Origin of the sequence: Nonomuraea guangzhouensis (assembly GCF_019396345.1) — a bacterium.
GTDB classification, from domain to species: Bacteria; Actinomycetota; Actinomycetes; order Streptosporangiales; family Streptosporangiaceae; genus Nonomuraea; species Nonomuraea guangzhouensis.
The window spans coordinates 417,935-434,835 of record NZ_JAHKRM010000004.1; the positions used below are offsets into that span (position 1 = coordinate 417,935).

Annotated in this window: 18 protein-coding genes; 1 reads left to right on the forward strand and 17 read right to left on the reverse strand. The window is 71.2% G+C overall.

Translation table 11 applies throughout. The annotated features are described in order from the left end of the window. Positions 1-33: 33 nt before the first annotated feature. The 7 genes from KME78_RS10170 to KME78_RS10205 form a co-directional block, all read right to left on the reverse strand. Positions 34-690 (reverse strand): DUF1961 family protein, encoded by a 657-nt coding sequence (locus KME78_RS10170; protein ID WP_219528535.1) that lies wholly within the window; start codon positions 688-690, stop codon positions 34-36. Then, the gene (locus KME78_RS10175) at positions 687-1,760 is read right to left on the reverse strand and encodes a LacI family DNA-binding transcriptional regulator (protein ID WP_219528536.1); all 1,074 of its coding nucleotides are present in this window, start codon (positions 1,758-1,760) and stop codon (positions 687-689) included. The genes KME78_RS10170 and KME78_RS10175 overlap by 4 nt, the downstream gene beginning before the upstream one ends. Before the next feature lie 133 nt (positions 1,761-1,893). Continuing rightward, complete coding sequence (locus KME78_RS10180) at positions 1,894-2,568, reverse strand: response regulator (protein WP_219528537.1); 675 nt, start codon at positions 2,566-2,568, stop codon at positions 1,894-1,896. After that, positions 2,565-4,811 carry a histidine kinase gene (locus KME78_RS67095; protein ID WP_443687371.1) on the reverse strand — a complete coding sequence of 749 codons (2,247 nt, stop codon included), beginning with the start codon at positions 4,809-4,811 and terminating at the stop codon, positions 2,565-2,567. Before KME78_RS67095 ends, KME78_RS10180 begins: the two co-directional genes overlap by 4 nt. Next, the gene (locus tag KME78_RS10195; RefSeq protein ID WP_219528538.1) at positions 4,808-5,578 is read right to left on the reverse strand and encodes a hypothetical protein; all 771 of its coding nucleotides are present in this window, start codon (positions 5,576-5,578) and stop codon (positions 4,808-4,810) included. Before KME78_RS10195 ends, KME78_RS67095 begins: the two co-directional genes overlap by 4 nt. Continuing rightward, positions 5,575-6,492: an ABC transporter ATP-binding protein gene (locus tag KME78_RS10200; protein ID WP_219528539.1), complete on the reverse strand. Its 918-nt coding sequence runs from the start codon at positions 6,490-6,492 to the stop codon at positions 5,575-5,577. The genes KME78_RS10195 and KME78_RS10200 overlap by 4 nt, the downstream gene beginning before the upstream one ends. Before the next feature lie 82 nt (positions 6,493-6,574). Beyond that, positions 6,575-7,246 carry an acVLRF1 family peptidyl-tRNA hydrolase gene (locus KME78_RS10205; RefSeq protein WP_219528540.1) on the reverse strand — a complete coding sequence of 224 codons (672 nt, stop codon included), beginning with the start codon at positions 7,244-7,246 and terminating at the stop codon, positions 6,575-6,577. 107 nt (positions 7,247-7,353) lie between these two features. Here KME78_RS10205 and KME78_RS10210 point away from each other — a divergent pair, with 107 nt between their 5' ends. Beyond that, the gene (locus KME78_RS10210; protein ID WP_308126881.1) at positions 7,354-8,376 is read left to right on the forward strand and encodes an EAL domain-containing protein; all 1,023 of its coding nucleotides are present in this window, start codon (positions 7,354-7,356) and stop codon (positions 8,374-8,376) included. A 16-nt stretch (positions 8,377-8,392) separates the two neighbouring features. On the opposite strand, the gene KME78_RS10215 is transcribed toward KME78_RS10210, so the two are convergent. From KME78_RS10215 to sufU, 10 genes are all read right to left on the reverse strand, one after another. Beyond that, positions 8,393-8,998, reverse strand: a complete 606-nt coding sequence (locus tag KME78_RS10215) for a response regulator transcription factor (RefSeq protein ID WP_219528541.1) — start codon at positions 8,996-8,998, stop codon at positions 8,393-8,395. Further along, the gene (locus KME78_RS10220) at positions 8,995-10,128 is read right to left on the reverse strand and encodes a sensor histidine kinase (protein ID WP_219528542.1); all 1,134 of its coding nucleotides are present in this window, start codon (positions 10,126-10,128) and stop codon (positions 8,995-8,997) included. Before KME78_RS10220 ends, KME78_RS10215 begins: the two co-directional genes overlap by 4 nt. Beyond that, positions 10,125-10,859 (reverse strand): ABC transporter permease, encoded by a 735-nt coding sequence (locus tag KME78_RS10225; RefSeq protein ID WP_219528543.1) that lies wholly within the window; start codon positions 10,857-10,859, stop codon positions 10,125-10,127. Before KME78_RS10225 ends, KME78_RS10220 begins: the two co-directional genes overlap by 4 nt. Then, positions 10,859-11,743 carry an ABC transporter ATP-binding protein gene (locus tag KME78_RS10230; protein WP_219528544.1) on the reverse strand — a complete coding sequence of 295 codons (885 nt, stop codon included), beginning with the start codon at positions 11,741-11,743 and terminating at the stop codon, positions 10,859-10,861. Before KME78_RS10230 ends, KME78_RS10225 begins: the two co-directional genes overlap by 1 nt. Before the next feature lie 69 nt (positions 11,744-11,812). Beyond that, the gene (locus tag KME78_RS10235) at positions 11,813-12,358 is read right to left on the reverse strand and encodes a carbonic anhydrase (RefSeq protein WP_219528545.1); all 546 of its coding nucleotides are present in this window, start codon (positions 12,356-12,358) and stop codon (positions 11,813-11,815) included. 103 nt (positions 12,359-12,461) lie between these two features. Next, on the reverse strand, positions 12,462-13,313 hold the full coding sequence (hisG, locus tag KME78_RS10240; protein WP_219528546.1) for an ATP phosphoribosyltransferase: 852 nt from the start codon (positions 13,311-13,313) through the stop codon (positions 12,462-12,464). Between the two features lie 62 nt (positions 13,314-13,375). After that, positions 13,376-13,639, reverse strand: a complete 264-nt coding sequence (locus tag KME78_RS10245) for a phosphoribosyl-ATP diphosphatase (protein ID WP_214636287.1) — start codon at positions 13,637-13,639, stop codon at positions 13,376-13,378. Between the two features lie 261 nt (positions 13,640-13,900). Continuing rightward, positions 13,901-15,787 (reverse strand): DEAD/DEAH box helicase, encoded by a 1,887-nt coding sequence (locus KME78_RS10250; RefSeq protein WP_219528547.1) that lies wholly within the window; start codon positions 15,785-15,787, stop codon positions 13,901-13,903. A 315-nt stretch (positions 15,788-16,102) separates the two neighbouring features. Continuing rightward, complete coding sequence (locus tag KME78_RS10255) at positions 16,103-16,462, reverse strand: metal-sulfur cluster assembly factor (protein WP_214636283.1); 360 nt, start codon at positions 16,460-16,462, stop codon at positions 16,103-16,105. Then, a complete protein-coding gene (sufU, locus tag KME78_RS10260; protein WP_219528548.1) occupies positions 16,459-16,899 on the reverse strand; it encodes a Fe-S cluster assembly sulfur transfer protein SufU in 441 nt (146 codons plus the stop codon). Before sufU ends, KME78_RS10255 begins: the two co-directional genes overlap by 4 nt. Positions 16,900-16,901 lie beyond the last annotated feature (2 nt).

Sequence of the window (16,901 nt, forward strand, 5' to 3'; positions counted from 1 at the left end):
TTGGTGCGAAATTAGTGTTGAATCGACTCAAAGTCAATGACGAGAAACCCGCAGATTCGCATATTCCCCGATCATCGGGGCCATCTGCCGGAACCCGATCTTGCCGCCCACCAGCGCGGGGCCACCGGTGCTCCCGTCGTCCGTCCAGCGGAACGAGACGACATCGTTAACCGAGAACGTGATCACGCCGCCCTCGACGTCCAGGCGCATGGCGTACGGACCGTCGGCGTCGAGCACCGCGGGTAGCGGGTCGGCACCCTGCGCGACCAGGTGGAACCCATGGCTCTTGCGCAGGTTGCAGGTGTGCAGGGCGCGTTCGGACGCCCACATCCGGCGGAAGTAGGACACATGGTAGGCGTCGATGTCGCCGTGGTGGTACTGCTCGTACGGCCCGCTGCGCGGCGCGAGACCCGGGTCGAACAGATCCTCGCCACCCCGGCCGCGGGCATGGAAGAACATGATGCACAGCCCCGGCTCCCTGACCGGCCAGAAGTCCCATTCGATCCGCACGTCGGCGGGCAGGTCCTCGGGGCACCAGAGCACGACGTTCGCCGCCTGCCCGTCGGCCGGCGGCCTGAGACTCTCCAGCCGCATCCGTCCCATGGGGAACGTCGTCGCCCCGTCCCCTTCCAGCCGGAACCCGGCCAGGTCGTCGGGGCCGGCGAGCGGATTGCGGTAGATCTCCGTCAATGTGGACTCCTGTGCAGGTCGCTGGACTGCCGGACCACCAGGTCCGGCTGGAAGATGACCTGCCGGTGCCGGTGCAGCTCCGGCTCGGCGACCTCCTCCAGCAGCAGGTCGATGGCCGTACGCCCGAGCAGCTCACGCGGCTGGCGGACCGACGACAGCGGCACGGTCGCCGCGGCGGCGAAATCTATGTCGTCGTAGCCGACGATCGCCATGTCGTCCGGCACGCGCAGCCCACGCGCGGCCATGGCCTGCAGGAATCCCAGGGCGAGCAGGTCGTTGGCGCAGAAGACGGCCGTCGGCCGCTCCCCGGATGGCAGCGCCGCCACCCGCTCTCCCGCGCTGCGCCCGTTGGCGACGCTCAGCGCGGGCATGAACCAGGCGACCAGCTCGACGCCGCCACCCGGTCCCATTCCGCCGCCCGGGTCGACTCCCCCGCCCGGCTCGGTGTCGCCGGCCTCGGTGACCGCGCTGGTGAAGCCCGCGTGCCGGTCGGCCACCTGCTTGATCGACTGCGGTCCGCCCACGAACAGGATCTTGCGGTGTCCCCGCTCGATCAGGTGCGCTCCGGCGATGTGGCCGCCGAGCCGGTCGTCGACCGCCACCGAGCACTGCAGCCCGGTGGCGGCGCTGTCGACGAGCACCACGGGCGTGCCCCTGGCGGCGAGCTCCGCCAGCCGCGGGTTGCCCGCGTCGACCGGCGTGATGAGGATGCCCATCACCCGCTGCTGTTCGAGCTGGTAGAGGTAGCGCAGCTCACGGGCCGGGTCGGCGGCGCTGTTGCACAGCACCACCATGGTGTCGTGCTCGTCGGCCAGGGTGTCGGCGCCCTGCGCGACGTCGGCGAAGAACGGGTTGGCCACGTCCAGCACGATCAGGCCGACCGTGCGGCTGCGGCCGACCCGCAGGTGGCGAGCCACTTCGTTGCGGACGAAGCCCAGCTCGCGGATCGCGCTGAAGACGCGTTCACGCGTGGCGGGGGAGACGATCTCGGGGCGGTTGAGCACGTTGCTCACGGTGCCCACGGAGACGCGTGCCCGCTGCGCGACCTCCTTGATGTTCGTGGTCGCCATTGATCCTCACGTGGCCGCTCCGGTGTTGAACGGGCCTCATCATAGCCGTACACATGATCGATTTGAATCGACTCAAGGCGATGAGGTACCAATTCGCTTGCCGTCGCGCATCAGATCGCTGATCACGAGGCCATCACCGCTCCCCACGGCGTACGATACCGCTCTCGTACGCGAGGACCACGAGCTGTACTCGATCACGCAGGTGAAGCTTGGTAAGGATCCGCCCGATATGCGACTTGACCGTCGCCTCAGAGATCGTCAACGACCCGGCGATCTCGGCGTTGGACCAGCCCCGGGCCACCTGCCTGAACACGTCCCGCTCCCGCTCGGTGAGCCGGTCGAGCAGCTGGTCGGCCGGAGACTGCCCGGTCGCCAGGTCGGGCAGGTGAGCGGCGAACGCGTCGATGAGCCGGCGGGTCACGCCGGGCGACACCATCGCGTCACCGGCCGCCACGGCCCGCACACCCGTCAGCAGGTCGGGCGGCGGCACGTCCTTGAGCAGGAACCCGCTGGCTCCGGCCCGCAGCGCGGCGTAGACGTACTCGTCGAGATCGAACGTGGTCACCACCAGCACCCTCGCCTCTGCCCCCAACTCGACGATCCGCCGGGTCGCCTCGATGCCGTCCAGCACGGGCATCCGTACGTCCATCAACACCACGTCGGGCCGCAGCGCCCGGGTCATCGCCACGGCCTGCGCACCGTCGCCCGCCTCGCCCACCACTTCCAGGTCGGGCTGGGTCTCGATCACCGCCCGGAACCCGAGCCGCTGCAGGGGCTGATCGTCGACGAGCAGTAACCGGATGCTCATGCGAGCATAGTGTCATCGAAGCGCAGGCGAGCGCGCACCCGCCACCCGCCGCCGGGGACGGGTCCCGCCTCGACCCAGCCACCGTACGACGCGGCCCGCTCGACCATCCCCGCCAGCCCATGACCACCCTCCGACCCCACCAGCCCAAAGCCGCCATCCGACCCTGCCGCCCCATAACCCCCATCCAACCCTGCCCAGCTGCGGCCACCATCCGCCCCTGTCCAACTGCGGCCACCATCCAACCCCGCCAGACCCAGGCCGTCATCCACCCCTGCCCGACCTTGGCAGCCATCCGCCCCCACCAACCTGTGAACATCATCCGGCCCCGCCAGGCCGTCTCCACCATCCGGACCCGCCAACCCATGAACACCGCCCGGCCCCGCCAGACCGCCTCCACCATCCAGGCACGCCAGGCTGTCTCTGCCCCCCAGCCCCGCCAACCCGTGCGCGCCATCCGGCCCCACTAACCCGTGGGCACCGTCCGGCCCCACCAATCCACGGCCACCGTCCGGCTGAGTGGACGCCGGACGTGCGGGGCGGCCGGCGCCGTCGTCGGTGATCTCCAGATCAGCGCCGTACGTCGTGTAACTGAGCCGGACGCGCACGCTGACCCGCCGTCCCGCGTGCTTGAGGGCGTTGGTCAGCGCCTCCTGCACAATCCGATAGACGGCCAGCTCCGCCCCCGGGCCCCAACTGCCTGCCACACCCTCACGGAGCACCTCGACCCGTACACCCGCCTCCCGCACCTGATCCACCAACCGGTCGAGATCGTCCAACCCCGGCTGCGGCGCTCTTTCCGGACCTCCGCCCAACTGCGACTCACCGCCACCATCGCGCAGCAGACCGACCAGCCGCCGCATCTCCGACAACGCCTGCCGCCCGGTCTCCGAGACCTTCTCCATCATGACCGCCACCCGCTCGTGACCGCCTCCGGCGAAGAGCGCGGTCCTGTCAGCGTGCGTGGTCCCGTCAGCGTGCGTGGTCCTGTCGGCATGCGCGGCCCCGTCAGCGTGCGTGGTCCTGTCGGCATGCGCGGCCCCGTCAGCGTGCACGGCCCCAGCGGTGAAAAGAGCTCCGTCGGCGATGGGAGTGGCCCTGACGATGGGCGAGCCCCCGTCGGGGTGCGAAGCGTCGTCGGCGAGCGAGTCTCTGGCGGCATACGACGCGCCATCGGTAGGCGAGGCACCGTCCGTAGGCGAGGCACCGTCCGTAGGCGAGGCACCGTCCGTAGGCGAGGCACCACCGGAGCATGAGCCGCCCTCGGCAAGTGAGGCCCGATCCCCAGGCGCGGCACCATCCGAAGGCACGCCACCGCCCGAAGCCACGCCACCATCCGCAGACACGCCACCAGCGGCGTGCTGTACGCCGCCGCCGTACGGGACCCTGTAGGCGAGCGAAGCTCTGGCGGTGTACGAGGCGCCGTCAGCGAGCGCGACCATGACGGCCAGGCTGTGCGCCACGATATCGTGCACCTCCCTGGCGATCCTGGCGCGCTCGGCGGCCACCGCCAGCCGGGCCTGTTGATCGCGCTGCTCCGCCAGGTGCCGGGCGCGCTCGGCCAGGTAGCCCTGCCGCATCCGCAGGGTGACCCCCAGCAGCGCGACGACCCCCAGGACCGAGGACGTCCCGATCAGTGTCGGCCAGCCGGGGTCGTCCCGCAGCCCGCTCAGCCACACGGCGCCCGCGACCGCCCCCACCGCCGGCCACAGGTGGCGCTGCGGACGGTGCCGGGCCACCGTGTACACCGCCAGCAACGGCACGAAGACCAGGAACACGCCGGTGACCCCGATCAGACCGCTGACCCCCACCAGCGCCAGCACGATCCAGAACACGACGGCCGGCGCCCGCCGCCGCCACACCAGCGGGACGTGAACGGCGGCGAACCACAGCCAGGCGGCCCCTGTGACGCCTGTCCCCGGTTCGAGCACACCGCGGGCAGCCGCACCCCCCGCCGTCACCGGTACGGCCAGCGCCGCGACCAGGCAGGCCAGCCCGGCGTCCGCCATCTCCGGATGCCGGACGGCCCAGGCACGCAGCCGACGAACAGGCGCGGCCCCGGGACGCACCCGACCGGCGGAAACAGCTCCAGCATGCGCCCGACCGGCGGAAGCAGCCCCAGCATGCGCCCGACCGGCGGAAGCAGCCCCAGCATGCGTCCGACGGGCAGAGGCGAGCCAGACACGCACCCGGCCGACAGACGCGGCCCAGGCACGCAGCCCACGACGGCCGGAGGCGGCGTTCATGCGTCCCGCCCGCGCAGCATCACCGCGGCACCGCACAGCACCAAGACGATCCACCCGAGCACCACGACCGTCCCCGGTAAGGGCTCCAGCACGCCACCGGCGCCGTCGATCTCGTACATGGCCTGCAGGGCAACCGTGGGCAGGTAGGGCAGGACGGTCTCACGCACCGGGGCGGGCAGCGCGCCCGACAGCACCGGAGGAAGGAGCACGACGACGGCCACGAACACGGCGATCGCACCGGCGGTGTGCCGCACCATCGTGCCGATGCCCAGCCCGAGCAGGCCGACCGCGACCGTGGCGGCCGCCACCCCGAGGATCGCCCGGACGATGTGCGGGTCGCCGAGCGTGAGGCGGGCGGCCTCGTCGACGAACGCCTGGTTGGCCAGGAACGCCAGTAAGTAGGCGGCGACCATGATGGGGGCCGTGATGGCGACCAGGACCAGCGCCTTGGCCCACAGCACCGGCAACCGGCGCGGCACCGCGGTCAGCGTGACCCGGATCAGGCCGCCGCCGTACTCGCTGGTCATCATCAGCACCCCGAACACGCCGACCGCCAGGGCGAACAGCAGAAACCCGCCGCCCACCACCTGATCCGCGACGGGTGTCGCGGGCGCCGGCTCGCGGGCCGCGTTCCAGCCGATGATCGCGGACAGGCCGATCAGGAGTTGCGGGACCATGCCGAAAACGAACCATGTGACGCGCAGTGTGTACAGCTTGGTCCATTCCGACCGCAGGACCCGGCCGAAGGTGATCTGGGTCGCGGTCACGGCAGGCTCCCTTCCATCGCGGAGAACTCCATGGCGTCGCGGGTGAGCCGCATATAGGCCTGCTCCAGCGACGCGCGGCGCGGGCTGAGCTCGTGCAGGGCCAGGTCGTGCCCCCTCGCCAGGGTGCTGATCGTCTCGACCGGCAGGCCGCCGACCAGCAGGGTGCCCGGTTCGTCGGTCGTCACCGCGGCTCCCTGACGGACGAGCAGGTCGCGTAGCTCGGTGGCCTGCGGGCTGCGGACCCGCACGCGATCCACGCCGGAGCGGGCGATCAGCTCGGCGGTGGAGATGTCGGCCAGTAACCGGCCCCGGCCGATGATCACCAGATGCTGCGCGGTCATGGCCATCTCGCTCATCAGGTGGCTGGAGACCAGCACGGTGCGGCCGTCGGCGGCCAGGTGCTTGAGCAGGGTGCGCAGCCACAGCACACCGTCGGGGTCGAGCCCGTTGACCGGTTCGTCCAACATCAGCACGGCGGGGTCGCCGAGCAGCGCCGCCGCGATGCCCAGCCGCTGCCGCATACCCAGGGAGAAGCCGCCCGCCCGGCGCCTGGCCACCGGCGCCAGGCCCGTCAGCTCGAGCACCTCGTCCACCCGGGACGCGGCGATCCCGTGCGTGCGCGCCAGCGCCAGCAGGTGGTGGTAGGCCGTGCGGCCCCGGTGCGCCGGGGTCGCCTCCAGCACCGCGCCGACCTGCCGCAGCGGGTCAGGGTGGTCGGCGTAGGGGCGGCCGTTGACGGTGGCCGTCCCGGCGCTCGGACGGTCGAGGCCCACGATCGCGCGCATCGTCGTGGACTTGCCGGCGCCGTTGGGCCCCAGAAAGCCGGTGACCTGCCCCGGCCGTACGGAGAAGGACAGGTGGTCGACGGCGGTGACGCCGCCGTAGCGTTTGGTCAGCTCCCGTATCTCGATCACGTGGTCAACGCTAGGGACGGGCGCTCCGGCGCACGACCACCCTGGGTCTGGTCTTGGCGGCTCGGCGGGTCAGCCTCAGGTCTTACGAGGCCCCACCTGTGGTGGGTGGGTCCACCACGCGGACGCGTACCGCGCGGAACAGGGTGGGCGTGTCCTTGAGTACGGCGAGCTTCGGGTCGGGGACGACGAGGAACGGTTCGGTCTCCAGCGCCAGCAGGCCGGCCAGGCGCCGGTCGGCGCGCAGCGCGTCCACGGCCCTGCGGTCGCCGCCGAGCACGACCGCGTCCAGTTCGTCCTGGCACGGTGACAGGACGCGCAGCACGGTCTCGGCCGCCGCTTCGAAGGCCTGGCCCGCCTGGTTCTGCCTGCGTCTGGCGAAGCGCTGCTGCGACCATCCGCCCGCCGCCGTACGCCCTTGGACCAGCCGCGACCCGACCTTGGACGTCACCAGCCGCGACCCGTGGAACACGCCCGCCGCGTAACCGCCCATGCGTACCAAGATGACCCCTATGTGCCGCTCTGTCCGCGCGTGGGCGACGAGCCTGCTCACGTACGGCCTTCCGGCCTGCATAGGCGGAAAGGGTACGTACAGCTCCGCCAACGCCCCGTCGGCGGCCACCAGGCGCACGACCCGCTCGTCACCGGTGGCCTCGAACGGGCCATGCCGGTCGGCGAAGCCGTCGATCCACGGGTGCACGCGTTCGGGCACCACGGACACCCACCGCCCGCCACCCTTCGCCGGTCGCGCACTCATGCCGGAAGGCTATCGGAGCGGCGACCACGCCCAACTCCGTGGGAAATATCGGTGAATTCCGCTTCAAGGCACTTCTGCCCGACGTGCCGCACCACCATCATCGCTACGTGTCCTCCCTGCTCACCAGCCCCGTGGTGGATCTCGACACGGGAGCCGTCATCGCACGCCCGGCGGTCATCGACCCGGCGGGCTACCTCAGGGCCGACCCCCTGCCCATGGTGCTGGAGCTGCCCATGCGGATCGTGCTGGCGGGCGCCGGCGCGCTGGCTCCGCTGCACGAGGCGATGCGGCGGTCGGGCAGGCACCCGCGCGAGGCCATCGTGCTGCTCACGGGCCCGTGCGGGACCGCCGACCGGCCGGTGCTGAAGGTGGCGCTCGACGGGCTGCGCAACCTCGGCTATCTGCTGGGCTTCAGTGACGTGGGCACGGAGAGCGTGCCGCTCGACATCATCGCGGACGCCTCCCCGTACCTGCTGGCCCTGGCCCCCGAGCCGGCCGGGGGGCTGCCGGGCGACCGCCGTCCGGCGGCGGTGGCACGGGCGGTGGTGGCGCTGGCGCGCGGTCTCGGCGCGCACGCGCTGGTCGCGGGGGTCGAGCACGAGGCGCAGCTCGCCGCGGTGCGCGGCTGGGAGGTGCGGCTGGCCTGCGGGCCGCTGCTGAGCCCAGGGCCCGACGGGAAGGTACGGGTGCCGCTCCCGGCCGCCGGGGAGCCGTCCGTCGCCGTACGGCTCGGGCCACGCGTGCAGGAGCTCCTGCTGCCCGCCGTGACGCTGCCCGTCGGGGCGAAGGCGGAGGAGGTGATGGAGGCCTTCGGGCAGGAGCCGTCGATCACCAGCGTGATCCTGGTGGACGAGTACCAGCGGCCCAGGGGCAGCCTGGATCGCAGCCGGTTCCTGCTGTCGTTCGCGGCCCGCTACGGGCATGCGCTGCACGGCTCGAAGCCCGCCCAGCGGCTGGCCGACCCGCCGCGTACGGTGCCGAAGAGCACCCCCGCCGTGGCGGCCATGCAGGCGGCGGGCCGGGACTCGAGCCGCGTCTACGACGACCTGGTGGTGACCGACGAGCTGAACCGCTGCCTGGGCATCGTACGGGTGTCCGACCTCATCCGGCAGGTGGCCTGGGCAGGGTGATCGCCGAACCGTATTCCTAGAGCCAGCCCTGGGTCCTGGCGCGCTGGACGGCCTCGATGCGGTTGCGGGCGTGCGTCTTCTGGATGGCCGACGACAGGTAGTTGCGTACGGTGCCCTCCGACAGGTGCAGGTGCCGGGCGATGTCGCCGATGGTCGAGCCGTCGACCGCGGCGGCCAGCACGTCGCGTTCGCGGGCCGACAGCGGGTTGGGCCCCGCGCTGAGCGCCGCCGCCGCCAGCCCCGGGTCGATGACCCGCTCCCCCGCGTGTACGCGCCTGATCGCCGCCGCCAGCTCGCGGGCCGGGCTGTCCTTGACCAGGAAGGCCACCGCGCCCGCCTCCATGGCGGTACGCAGGTAGCCGGGGCGGCCGAACGTGGTCAGGATCATCACCCGGCAGCCGGGCACCTGTTCGGTGATCCGGGCGCCCGCGCTCAGGCCGTCCATGACGGGCATCTCGATGTCGAGCAGGGCGATGTCCGGGCGTTCCTCGATCGCGACGGCCACCGCCGCCTCGCCGTCGGCCGCCTCGCCGACGACCTCGATGTCGGGCTCCAGGCCGAGCAGCGACGCCAGCGCGCCGCGTACCATGCCCTGGTCCTCGGCCAGGATCACCCGGATCACGCCGCCGCTCCCGCGGGGACCAGCACCCGTAGCCGGAAGCCCGCCCTGGCTCCCGGACCCACCTCGACGGTCCCGCCCGCTCCGCGCACCCGCTCGGTCAGGCCCTGTAGACCGCTGCCGAGCCGGAACGGCTCCTTGCCCTGCCCGTCGTCCATGATCTCCAGGATGGCGTGTTCGCCGTCGTACGTCACCTCGATCTCGCAGCGACGCGCCCGCGCGTGCCGTACGACGTTGGTGGTGCCCTCGCGCACCGCCCACCCGAACAGGCCGTCGAGCAGACCGGGCAGCGGCGTGCCCGAGATCCGCACCTGCGGCTCCACGCCCGCCGCCCGCAGCACGGACCTGGCGTTGTCCAGTTCTTCCGGCAGGCCGCGCTGGCGGTAGCCGGTCACGGCCTCGCGTACCTCCGTCAGCGCCTGCCTGGCCACCGACTCGATGTCCTGGATCTCCTTGGACACCCGTGGGGAGTCCTCGGCCAGCCGCCCGGCCAGCTCGCTCTTGAGCACGATCAGCGAGAGGCTGTGGCCGAGCAGGTCGTGCAGGTCGCGGGCGATGCGCAGCCGCTCGTCCGCGGCGGCCAGCCGGGCCACCTCGCCCTGCGCGTCGCGTAGCTGCTGGGCCAGGAGCCGGGTGTTGCGTACGCCGATGAACAGCACCCCCAGCGTGACCACCTGGAGCCCCAGCACCGCGATGGAGGTGCCCTCCGCCTCGTGCAGCAGCCCGCAGCCGACGACCACCGCCAGCATGGCGACGATGCCGAGGACCGCCCGCCGAGGCGGCAAGGCCATGGACAAGAGCACCGTGGTGTAGACGGGCAGGCTCAGCCAGCCGGAGCCGAAGATCAGCGCCGAGCCCACGGCCAGCGTGACGGTGAGGACGAGCAGCGGGTACGTCGCCGGCGACCGCTCCTTGTAGCTGGGCGGGCTCAGGACGGCCGCCAGGTACGAGACCACGAACGCGATCAGCGACGCCCCCGCCCAGACGGCCTTGGCACCGGTGACCTCACCGTTCACGATCTCCGCCACCGGGAAGATCAGGTAGATCAACCCGAAGGAGACCCCGAAGAACCGCCGGGAGCGGGACGGGTAGTCGCTCGACTCGCTGAAGGTCAGCCAGTGGGTCCAGCTCATGCCCGAACAGTAGCCCGCCGGTAGGCGTACGCGGCGGCGCCCCCGAGCACGGCCGCCCACGCCACCACGATGAGCACGTCGGACATCGGCACGCCGTTGCCCGCGATGACGTTCCAGCCGAGATTGGCGTAATGGTAGGAAGGCATGAAGTGGGCGAGGGTCCGCATCGTGCCGCCGATGGCGTCCACGGGGAACCAGAGCCCGCCGAGCAACGACAGGGCGAACATACAGATCATCGCGGCCGGCTGGGCGGCGTCGGCGCTCAGCAGCGAGCCGATGAACAGCCCGAGCGCGATGAACGGCACCGTGCCGATCCACAGCGACAGCAGCAGCGGCACCCACTGGCCGGCCGGCATCGACACGCCCTGCTGCAGCACGGCGGCCGCGCTGACCAGCAGCAGCGACGGCAGCACGAGGAGCATCGCGGCGCCGAGCTTGGTGACGATGATCGCCCAGCTCGGCAGCGGGGTGATCTGCAGCTGGCGCAGCCAGCCGGACTGACGCTCCTGCGCCCAGGGCACGGCCGAGCTCATCATGGACGAGGCGAGCGCGCCGTAGGCGGCCATCGACACCAGCAGGTAGGTGCTCATCCGCACGCCGTTGTCGTCCTGCTGGTTGCCGTAGATGTTGGCGTTGATCAGGTAGAACACGACGGGGAACAGCACCACGAAGATGATGTAGCGCCGGTTGCGCAGCATCCGCAGCGCCTCGATCTTGGCGTAGTAGAGCATCAGGACTCCCTGGTGAGGGCGAGGAAGGCATCCTCTAGGTCGGCGCCGGACAGCTGCAGGTCGCGCACGTCGAGCGTGGTGCCCCGGTAGAGCCCGGCGAGGGTCGCGTCGGTGTCGGAGGTACGCAGCGTGGCCGTGCCGGCCGCGACCTCGACCGCGGTGACACCCGGCAACAGGTCGAGCCCGGCCGCGGGCTGCTCGCCGAGGGTGAAGCGGACGGCCTGACCGCCGACGTCCGCCTTGATCCGCGCGGCGGTGCCGTCGGCCACCACCCTGCCCTTGGCGATGACGATCACCCGGTCGGAGTGCTCGTCGGCCTCCTCCAGGTAGTGCGTGGCGAACAGCACGGTCCTGCCGCCCGCCGCGTAGCCGCGCATGCTCTCCCAGAACCGCAGCCGCGACTCCACGTCCATGGCCGCGGTCGGCTCGTCCAGCAGCAGCGCCTTGGGCGCGCCCGCGATCGCCAGGGCGAACCTGACCCGCTGGGACTGGCCGCCGGACAGCTTGTTCGCGCGCCGCTTCACCAGGTCGGTGAGGTCGGCCAGCTTGAGGATCTCCTCCAGGTCCAGCGGCTCGGGGTACGGGTTGCGGACCAGGTCGATGAGCTCCTTGACCGAAAGCTCGGGGATGAGCTGGCCGCTCTGCAGCATGGCGCCCATCTGGCCGGCCGCGACGGCCTGGCGGGGCGTGCGGCCGAACACGCTGACCGTCCCCCTGGACGGTCGCAGCAGGCCGAGCAGCATGTTGATGGAGGTCGACTTGCCGGCGCCGTTGGGGCCGAGCAGGGCCACGGTCTTGCCGGGCTCTATGGAGAGGGAGACATCGTCGACGGCGAGGACGTTCCCGTAGTCCTTGCTGACGTGGTCGAACACGATGGCGTTCATGAGGTCAACGGTAGGATCGTGGATCTTGCCTGGTTAGTGCGTTACCTCCGGGGTTGACGGTGACATTTGTCAGGCGACGCGCCGTACCAGTCCCGTGTCGAGGCTGTAGTAAGCGCCGACCACGGTGGCGGCCTGGCCGGATAACAGGGCGTCGGCTCTCAGGCTCGCTACCGTACGGACGATGTGCGCACGGACCATCACGTCCACCTCGCCCCCGGAGCCGGTGTAGACGGGTTCGAGGGCGGCGACGATGCTGGGCAGCTCGCCGGGCAGCGTCTCCTGCTCGCGCAGCGCCTGGGCCGCGGCGGAGACGGCGCCACAGCGCTGGTGCCCCAGGACGACGACGAGCCTGGCCTGCAAGGCCTGCGGGCCGAACTGGACCGCCGCGGTGACCAGCGGGTCGACGGTGTGCGCCGCCGTACGCACGACGAGCAGATCGCCTAGCCCGGCGTCGAAGACGACTTCGGGCGGCACCCGCGAGTCGATGCACGACAGCACCACCGCGTACGGGGACTGGCCCGCCGCCACCTGCCTTCTGCGGTCGGGGTCCTGGCGCGGACGGCGGGACGCGCCCGCCGCCCAGCGCCGGTTGCCGCGCTGCAACGAAGCCCACACCTGCGACGCCGCGGCATCACAGAAGGGGAGATAACGGGGGGCAAGCGATTCGTCACGCACAGCTAGGTGATTCCCGGACGGGACATCACCTAGCGGGCAGACCTCACAGGCGGCAGGCGTAGATGTCGGTGGCCAGGATGGCCCTTGCCCCGATCTCCCAGAGCTGGTCCATCACCTGCTGGTGCCCGCGCCGCCGGACCATCACGCGGACGGCGACCCAGCCCTCGCGGTGTAGCGGCGAGACCGTGGGCCCCTCCATGCCGGGCGTGAGCGCGATGGCCTCCTCGATCCGCTCGGCGCGGATGTCGTAGTCCATCATCACGAAGTCGCGGGCGTGCACGACGCCCTGCAGGCGGCGGACGAGCTGCTCGATGCCGGCGTCCGCCCCGTTGCCATTGCCCTGCTGCTTGATCAGCACGGCCTCGGAGCGCATGATCGGCTCGCCGAACACCTCCAGGCCGACGTTGCGCAGCGTGGTGCCGGTCTCCACGACGTCGGCGACCGCGTCGGCGACGCCCAGCCTGATGGCGGTCTCGACCGCGCCGTCTAGCTTGATGACGCGGGCGTCGACACCGGACTCGGACAGGTATTTGCCGAGCACCCCGGCATAGGAGGTGGCGATGCGCAGGCCGTCGAGGTCCTTGACCGACGTCATGGCACCCGCCTTGGCGGCCAGCCGGAAGGTGGAGCCGCCGAAGCCGAGCGGCATGATCTCCTCGACGGGGGCGCCGGAGTCGACGCGCATGTCGCGGCCGGTGATGCCGGCGTCGAGCATGCCCTCGCCGACGTAGACCGCGATGTCGCGGGGTCGCAGGAAGAACAGCTCGCAACCGTTGTCCTCGTCGACGACAACGAGCTCCTTGCTGTCTCTGCGGGACCGGTAACCGGCCTCTTTGAGCATGGTCTGGGCGGCCTCACTGAGCGCGCCCTTGTTGGGTACGGCCAGACGCAACATGGCTGTGTGTCCTTGATGTCTCGCGGGCTGGTAGGTGTACGGGCTGACGGGCGCGGGGCGCCCTAAAGATGCTTGTACACCTCGTCCAGCCCGATGCCCTTGGCGAGCATGAGCACCTGAACGTGGTAGAGCAGCTGGGAGATCTCCTCGGCGGCTCGGTCACTCGACTCGTGCTCGGCGGCCATCCAGCTCTCGGCGGCCTCCTCGACGACCTTCTTGCCGATGGCATGGACGCCGGCGTCGAGCGCGGCCACGGTGCCCGAGCCCGCGGGCCGGGTGCGTGCCTTCTCTGACAGCTCGGCGAACAGCTCTTCGAAGGTCTTCATGATCTCTCTCGTCGGTCGGCAGGCGTGCGTGACAAGCCTAGTCTGCGCGCACGGGTCACCGCCCCGCCGTCCGCCACGCGAGACGACCGGGTGGCTGCGGCGCGCTGTTGACCCCGCTCTTGCGAGCACGCGAAAACGGCGCTACCGCCATACCCTCCGCAGCACGCGAAAATGGCGCTGCCCGCCGTACCCCCAGCAAAAGGGATACGGCGGGCAGCGCCGTGTGTTGGTCAGCGGTGGGTCACCGGTGACCCGCCGGTGTCAGCGGTCGAAGCGGCGGCCGGTGCCGCTGCGGAAACCGCCGTTGCCACGGTCGTCGGAGCGGTAGCCGCCCCGCGAAGCGCCACGGTCGTCGGAACGGACGGGGCGGTCGCGGTCGGCCGAGAACGGGCGGCCACGGTCGCCGCCGGGGGCGCGGGTGCCGCGGTCATCGGAGCGGAAGCCGCCGCCCTGACCACGGTCATCGGAACGGAAGCCACCCTGACCACGGTCGTCCGAGCGGTAGCCGCCCTGACGGTCGTTCGAACGGTAGCGGTCGTCGGAGCGGGGGCCGCTCTGCCGGTCGTCGGAACGGTAGCCGCCACGCGGGGCGTCCGAGCGGGGGGCGCGGTCGTCCGAGCGGAAGCCGCCGCCACGCGGGCCACGGTCACCGCCGCGGTAGCCGCGGTCGTTACGGTCGTCGCCGGTCGTGCGGGGCTCCGGCGAGCCGCCCTCGGCGTGCCGGCGCGGGTAGCGGTCGTCACCGTCGTGACGACGGGGACGCCGGTCGTCGCCCGCGGCGTAGGGGCGCTGGCCGTCCTCGTGGCGGCGCGGACGGCGCTCGCCGTCGAACTCGCGGCGCGGACGGCGGCCGCGACGGTCAGAGCCGCTGTGGCCGCCTTCGCGGCGGGGGCGCAGCGGCTTGCGGACGTCGGGCTCCCAGACGGGGATGGGCTCGCCGCTCGGGACGCGGGCGCCGGTCACCTCGGACAGGCGCGCGTTACCCGGCTCGGCCTTGAGGCGGAACGGGTGGATCCCGGCCCTGCGGGTGAGCTGGTCGGTCGAGCGGCGCTCGCTCGGCAGCACCAGCGTGACGACGGTGCCCTTCTCGCCCGCGCGGGCGGTGCGGCCACCGCGGTGCAGGTAGCTCTTGTGGTCCTGCGGCGGGTCGACGTGCAGCACGAGGCTGATGTTGTCGACGTGGATGCCGCGCGCCGCCACGTCGGTGCAGACCAGCACGTTGACGGAGCCCTCACGGAACTCGGCCAGGATGCGGGTGCGCTGGTTTTGACGCTTGCCGCCGTGCAGGCCGCCCGACTTGATGCCGACGCGGGCCAGCTGCTTGCACAGCCGGTCGACGCCGTGCTGGGTGCGGACGAAGATGATCGTACGGCCCTCGCGGTTGGCGATCTCCGCGGTGACGTCGAACTTGTCGTCGCGCGACACCTGGATCACGTGGTGCTCCATGAGCTCGACCGGGGAGGTCGCGGGCGCCACGGAGTGCGTGATCGGGTCCTTGAGGAAGCGCCGCACCAGCTTGTCGACGTCGCCGTCGAGCGTGGCGGAGAACAGCAGCCGCTGCCCGTCGGCCGGGGTCTGCGCGAGCAGTTCGGTGACGACGGGGAAGAAGCCGAGGTCGCACATGTGGTCGGCCTCGTCCAGGACGCTGACCTCGATGTCGCCCAGCGAGCACTCGCCCTGCCGGATGAGGTCGCCCAGGCGGCCGGGGGTGGCGATGACGACGTCGACGCCGCGGCGCAGCGCCTCGATCTGCTTGCCCATCGACATGCCGCCGACGATGACCTTCATGCGCAGGCCGAGGCCCCGGCCGAGCGGCTCAAGGGCGTCGTGCACCTGGAGGGCGAGCTCACGGGTGGGGACGAGGATCATCGCGCGGGGGCGGCCCGGGGTGGGCCGGACGCCGGAGATGCGGGCCATGAGGGGCAGACCGAAGGCGAGGGTCTTGCCGGAGCCGGTCTGGCCGCGGCCGAGCACGTTGGCGCCGGTCAGGACGTCGGGGATGGTCGCGCTCTGGATGGGGAACGGGCTGTCGATGCCCTGCTTGGCCAGCCCGGTGACGAGCGGCTTCGGCAGGCCGAGCAGCTCGAATGCGGACGGACCCGGCTCGGGGGTGCTCTCGTCGATCTCGGGCAGGACAGCGTCAAGCATGGTCACGAACTTCGTGCCTTTCAGTCAGAGTGGCGCGTCACTTCTGCGAAAAGGACGAGCCGGGACGTACGGCGGAGCCGTAGTTCATTGCGAGGCGCGGATGGTCGGCATCCGCTGGGTGGGGACTGGCCCGGAGGACGGGCCGTCTACGCGCACCCATTTGCCGGCCGCAGGCGGCGTGAAACGCACATTGGTGCGCTAGGTGCACGTGTTGCCAACACGGGGAAGACACCATGTATTCCCCGCGTAGTCTGAGTGATCAGACTTCGGCAGGCTGAAGCGGCTGACACCAAGATGTCAGCCGTACAGCAATGATCAGACGTTGAAGCCTAGCATACGAAGCTGCTCGCGCCCTTCGTCAGTGATCTTGTCCGGTCCCCACGGCGGGAGCCAGACCCAATTGATCTTAACATCGGAAACCATGCCCTCGAGCGCGGAATGCGCCTGATCCTCGATGACATCGGTCAGCGGGCAGGCCGCGCTGGTCAGCGTCATGTCGATGGTGGCCACCGGCCGGCCGCCCTCGGCGGGGTCGAGGTTGAGCCCGTAGATCAGGCCCAGGTCGACGACGTTGATGCCGAGCTCGGGGTCGACGACGTCCTTGAGCGCCTCCATGACCTCGTCGACGGTGGCCTCACCATCGAACCCGGTCGGCGTCTCCACCGGCTTGCTCATCGCGCAGCACTCCTCACAACAGCGTCCTTGTAGGCCATCCACGACAGCAGCGCGCACTTGACGCGGGCTGGGAACTTGGCCACGCCCGCGAACGCCACCGCGTCGCCGAGCACGTCCTCGTCGGCCTCCACCTTGCCCCTGCCCTGCATGAGGCGGGTGAACTCGTCGACCACGGACAGCGTGTCCTCGACCGTCGAGCCGGTGGTCAGCTCGTGCAACACCGAGGCGGCGGCCTGGCTGATCGAACAGCCCTGCCCGTCGTAGGAGACGTCCTCGATCTTGCCGGCGTCGCCCAGCTTGACCCGGAGCGTGATCTCGTCGCCGCACGTGGGGTTCACGTGGTGAACCTCGGCGTCGTACGGGTCACGCAGCCCCCGCCCCTGCGGGTGCTTGTAGTGTTCCAGGATCAGTTCCTGGTACATCGACTCGCCGATCATGG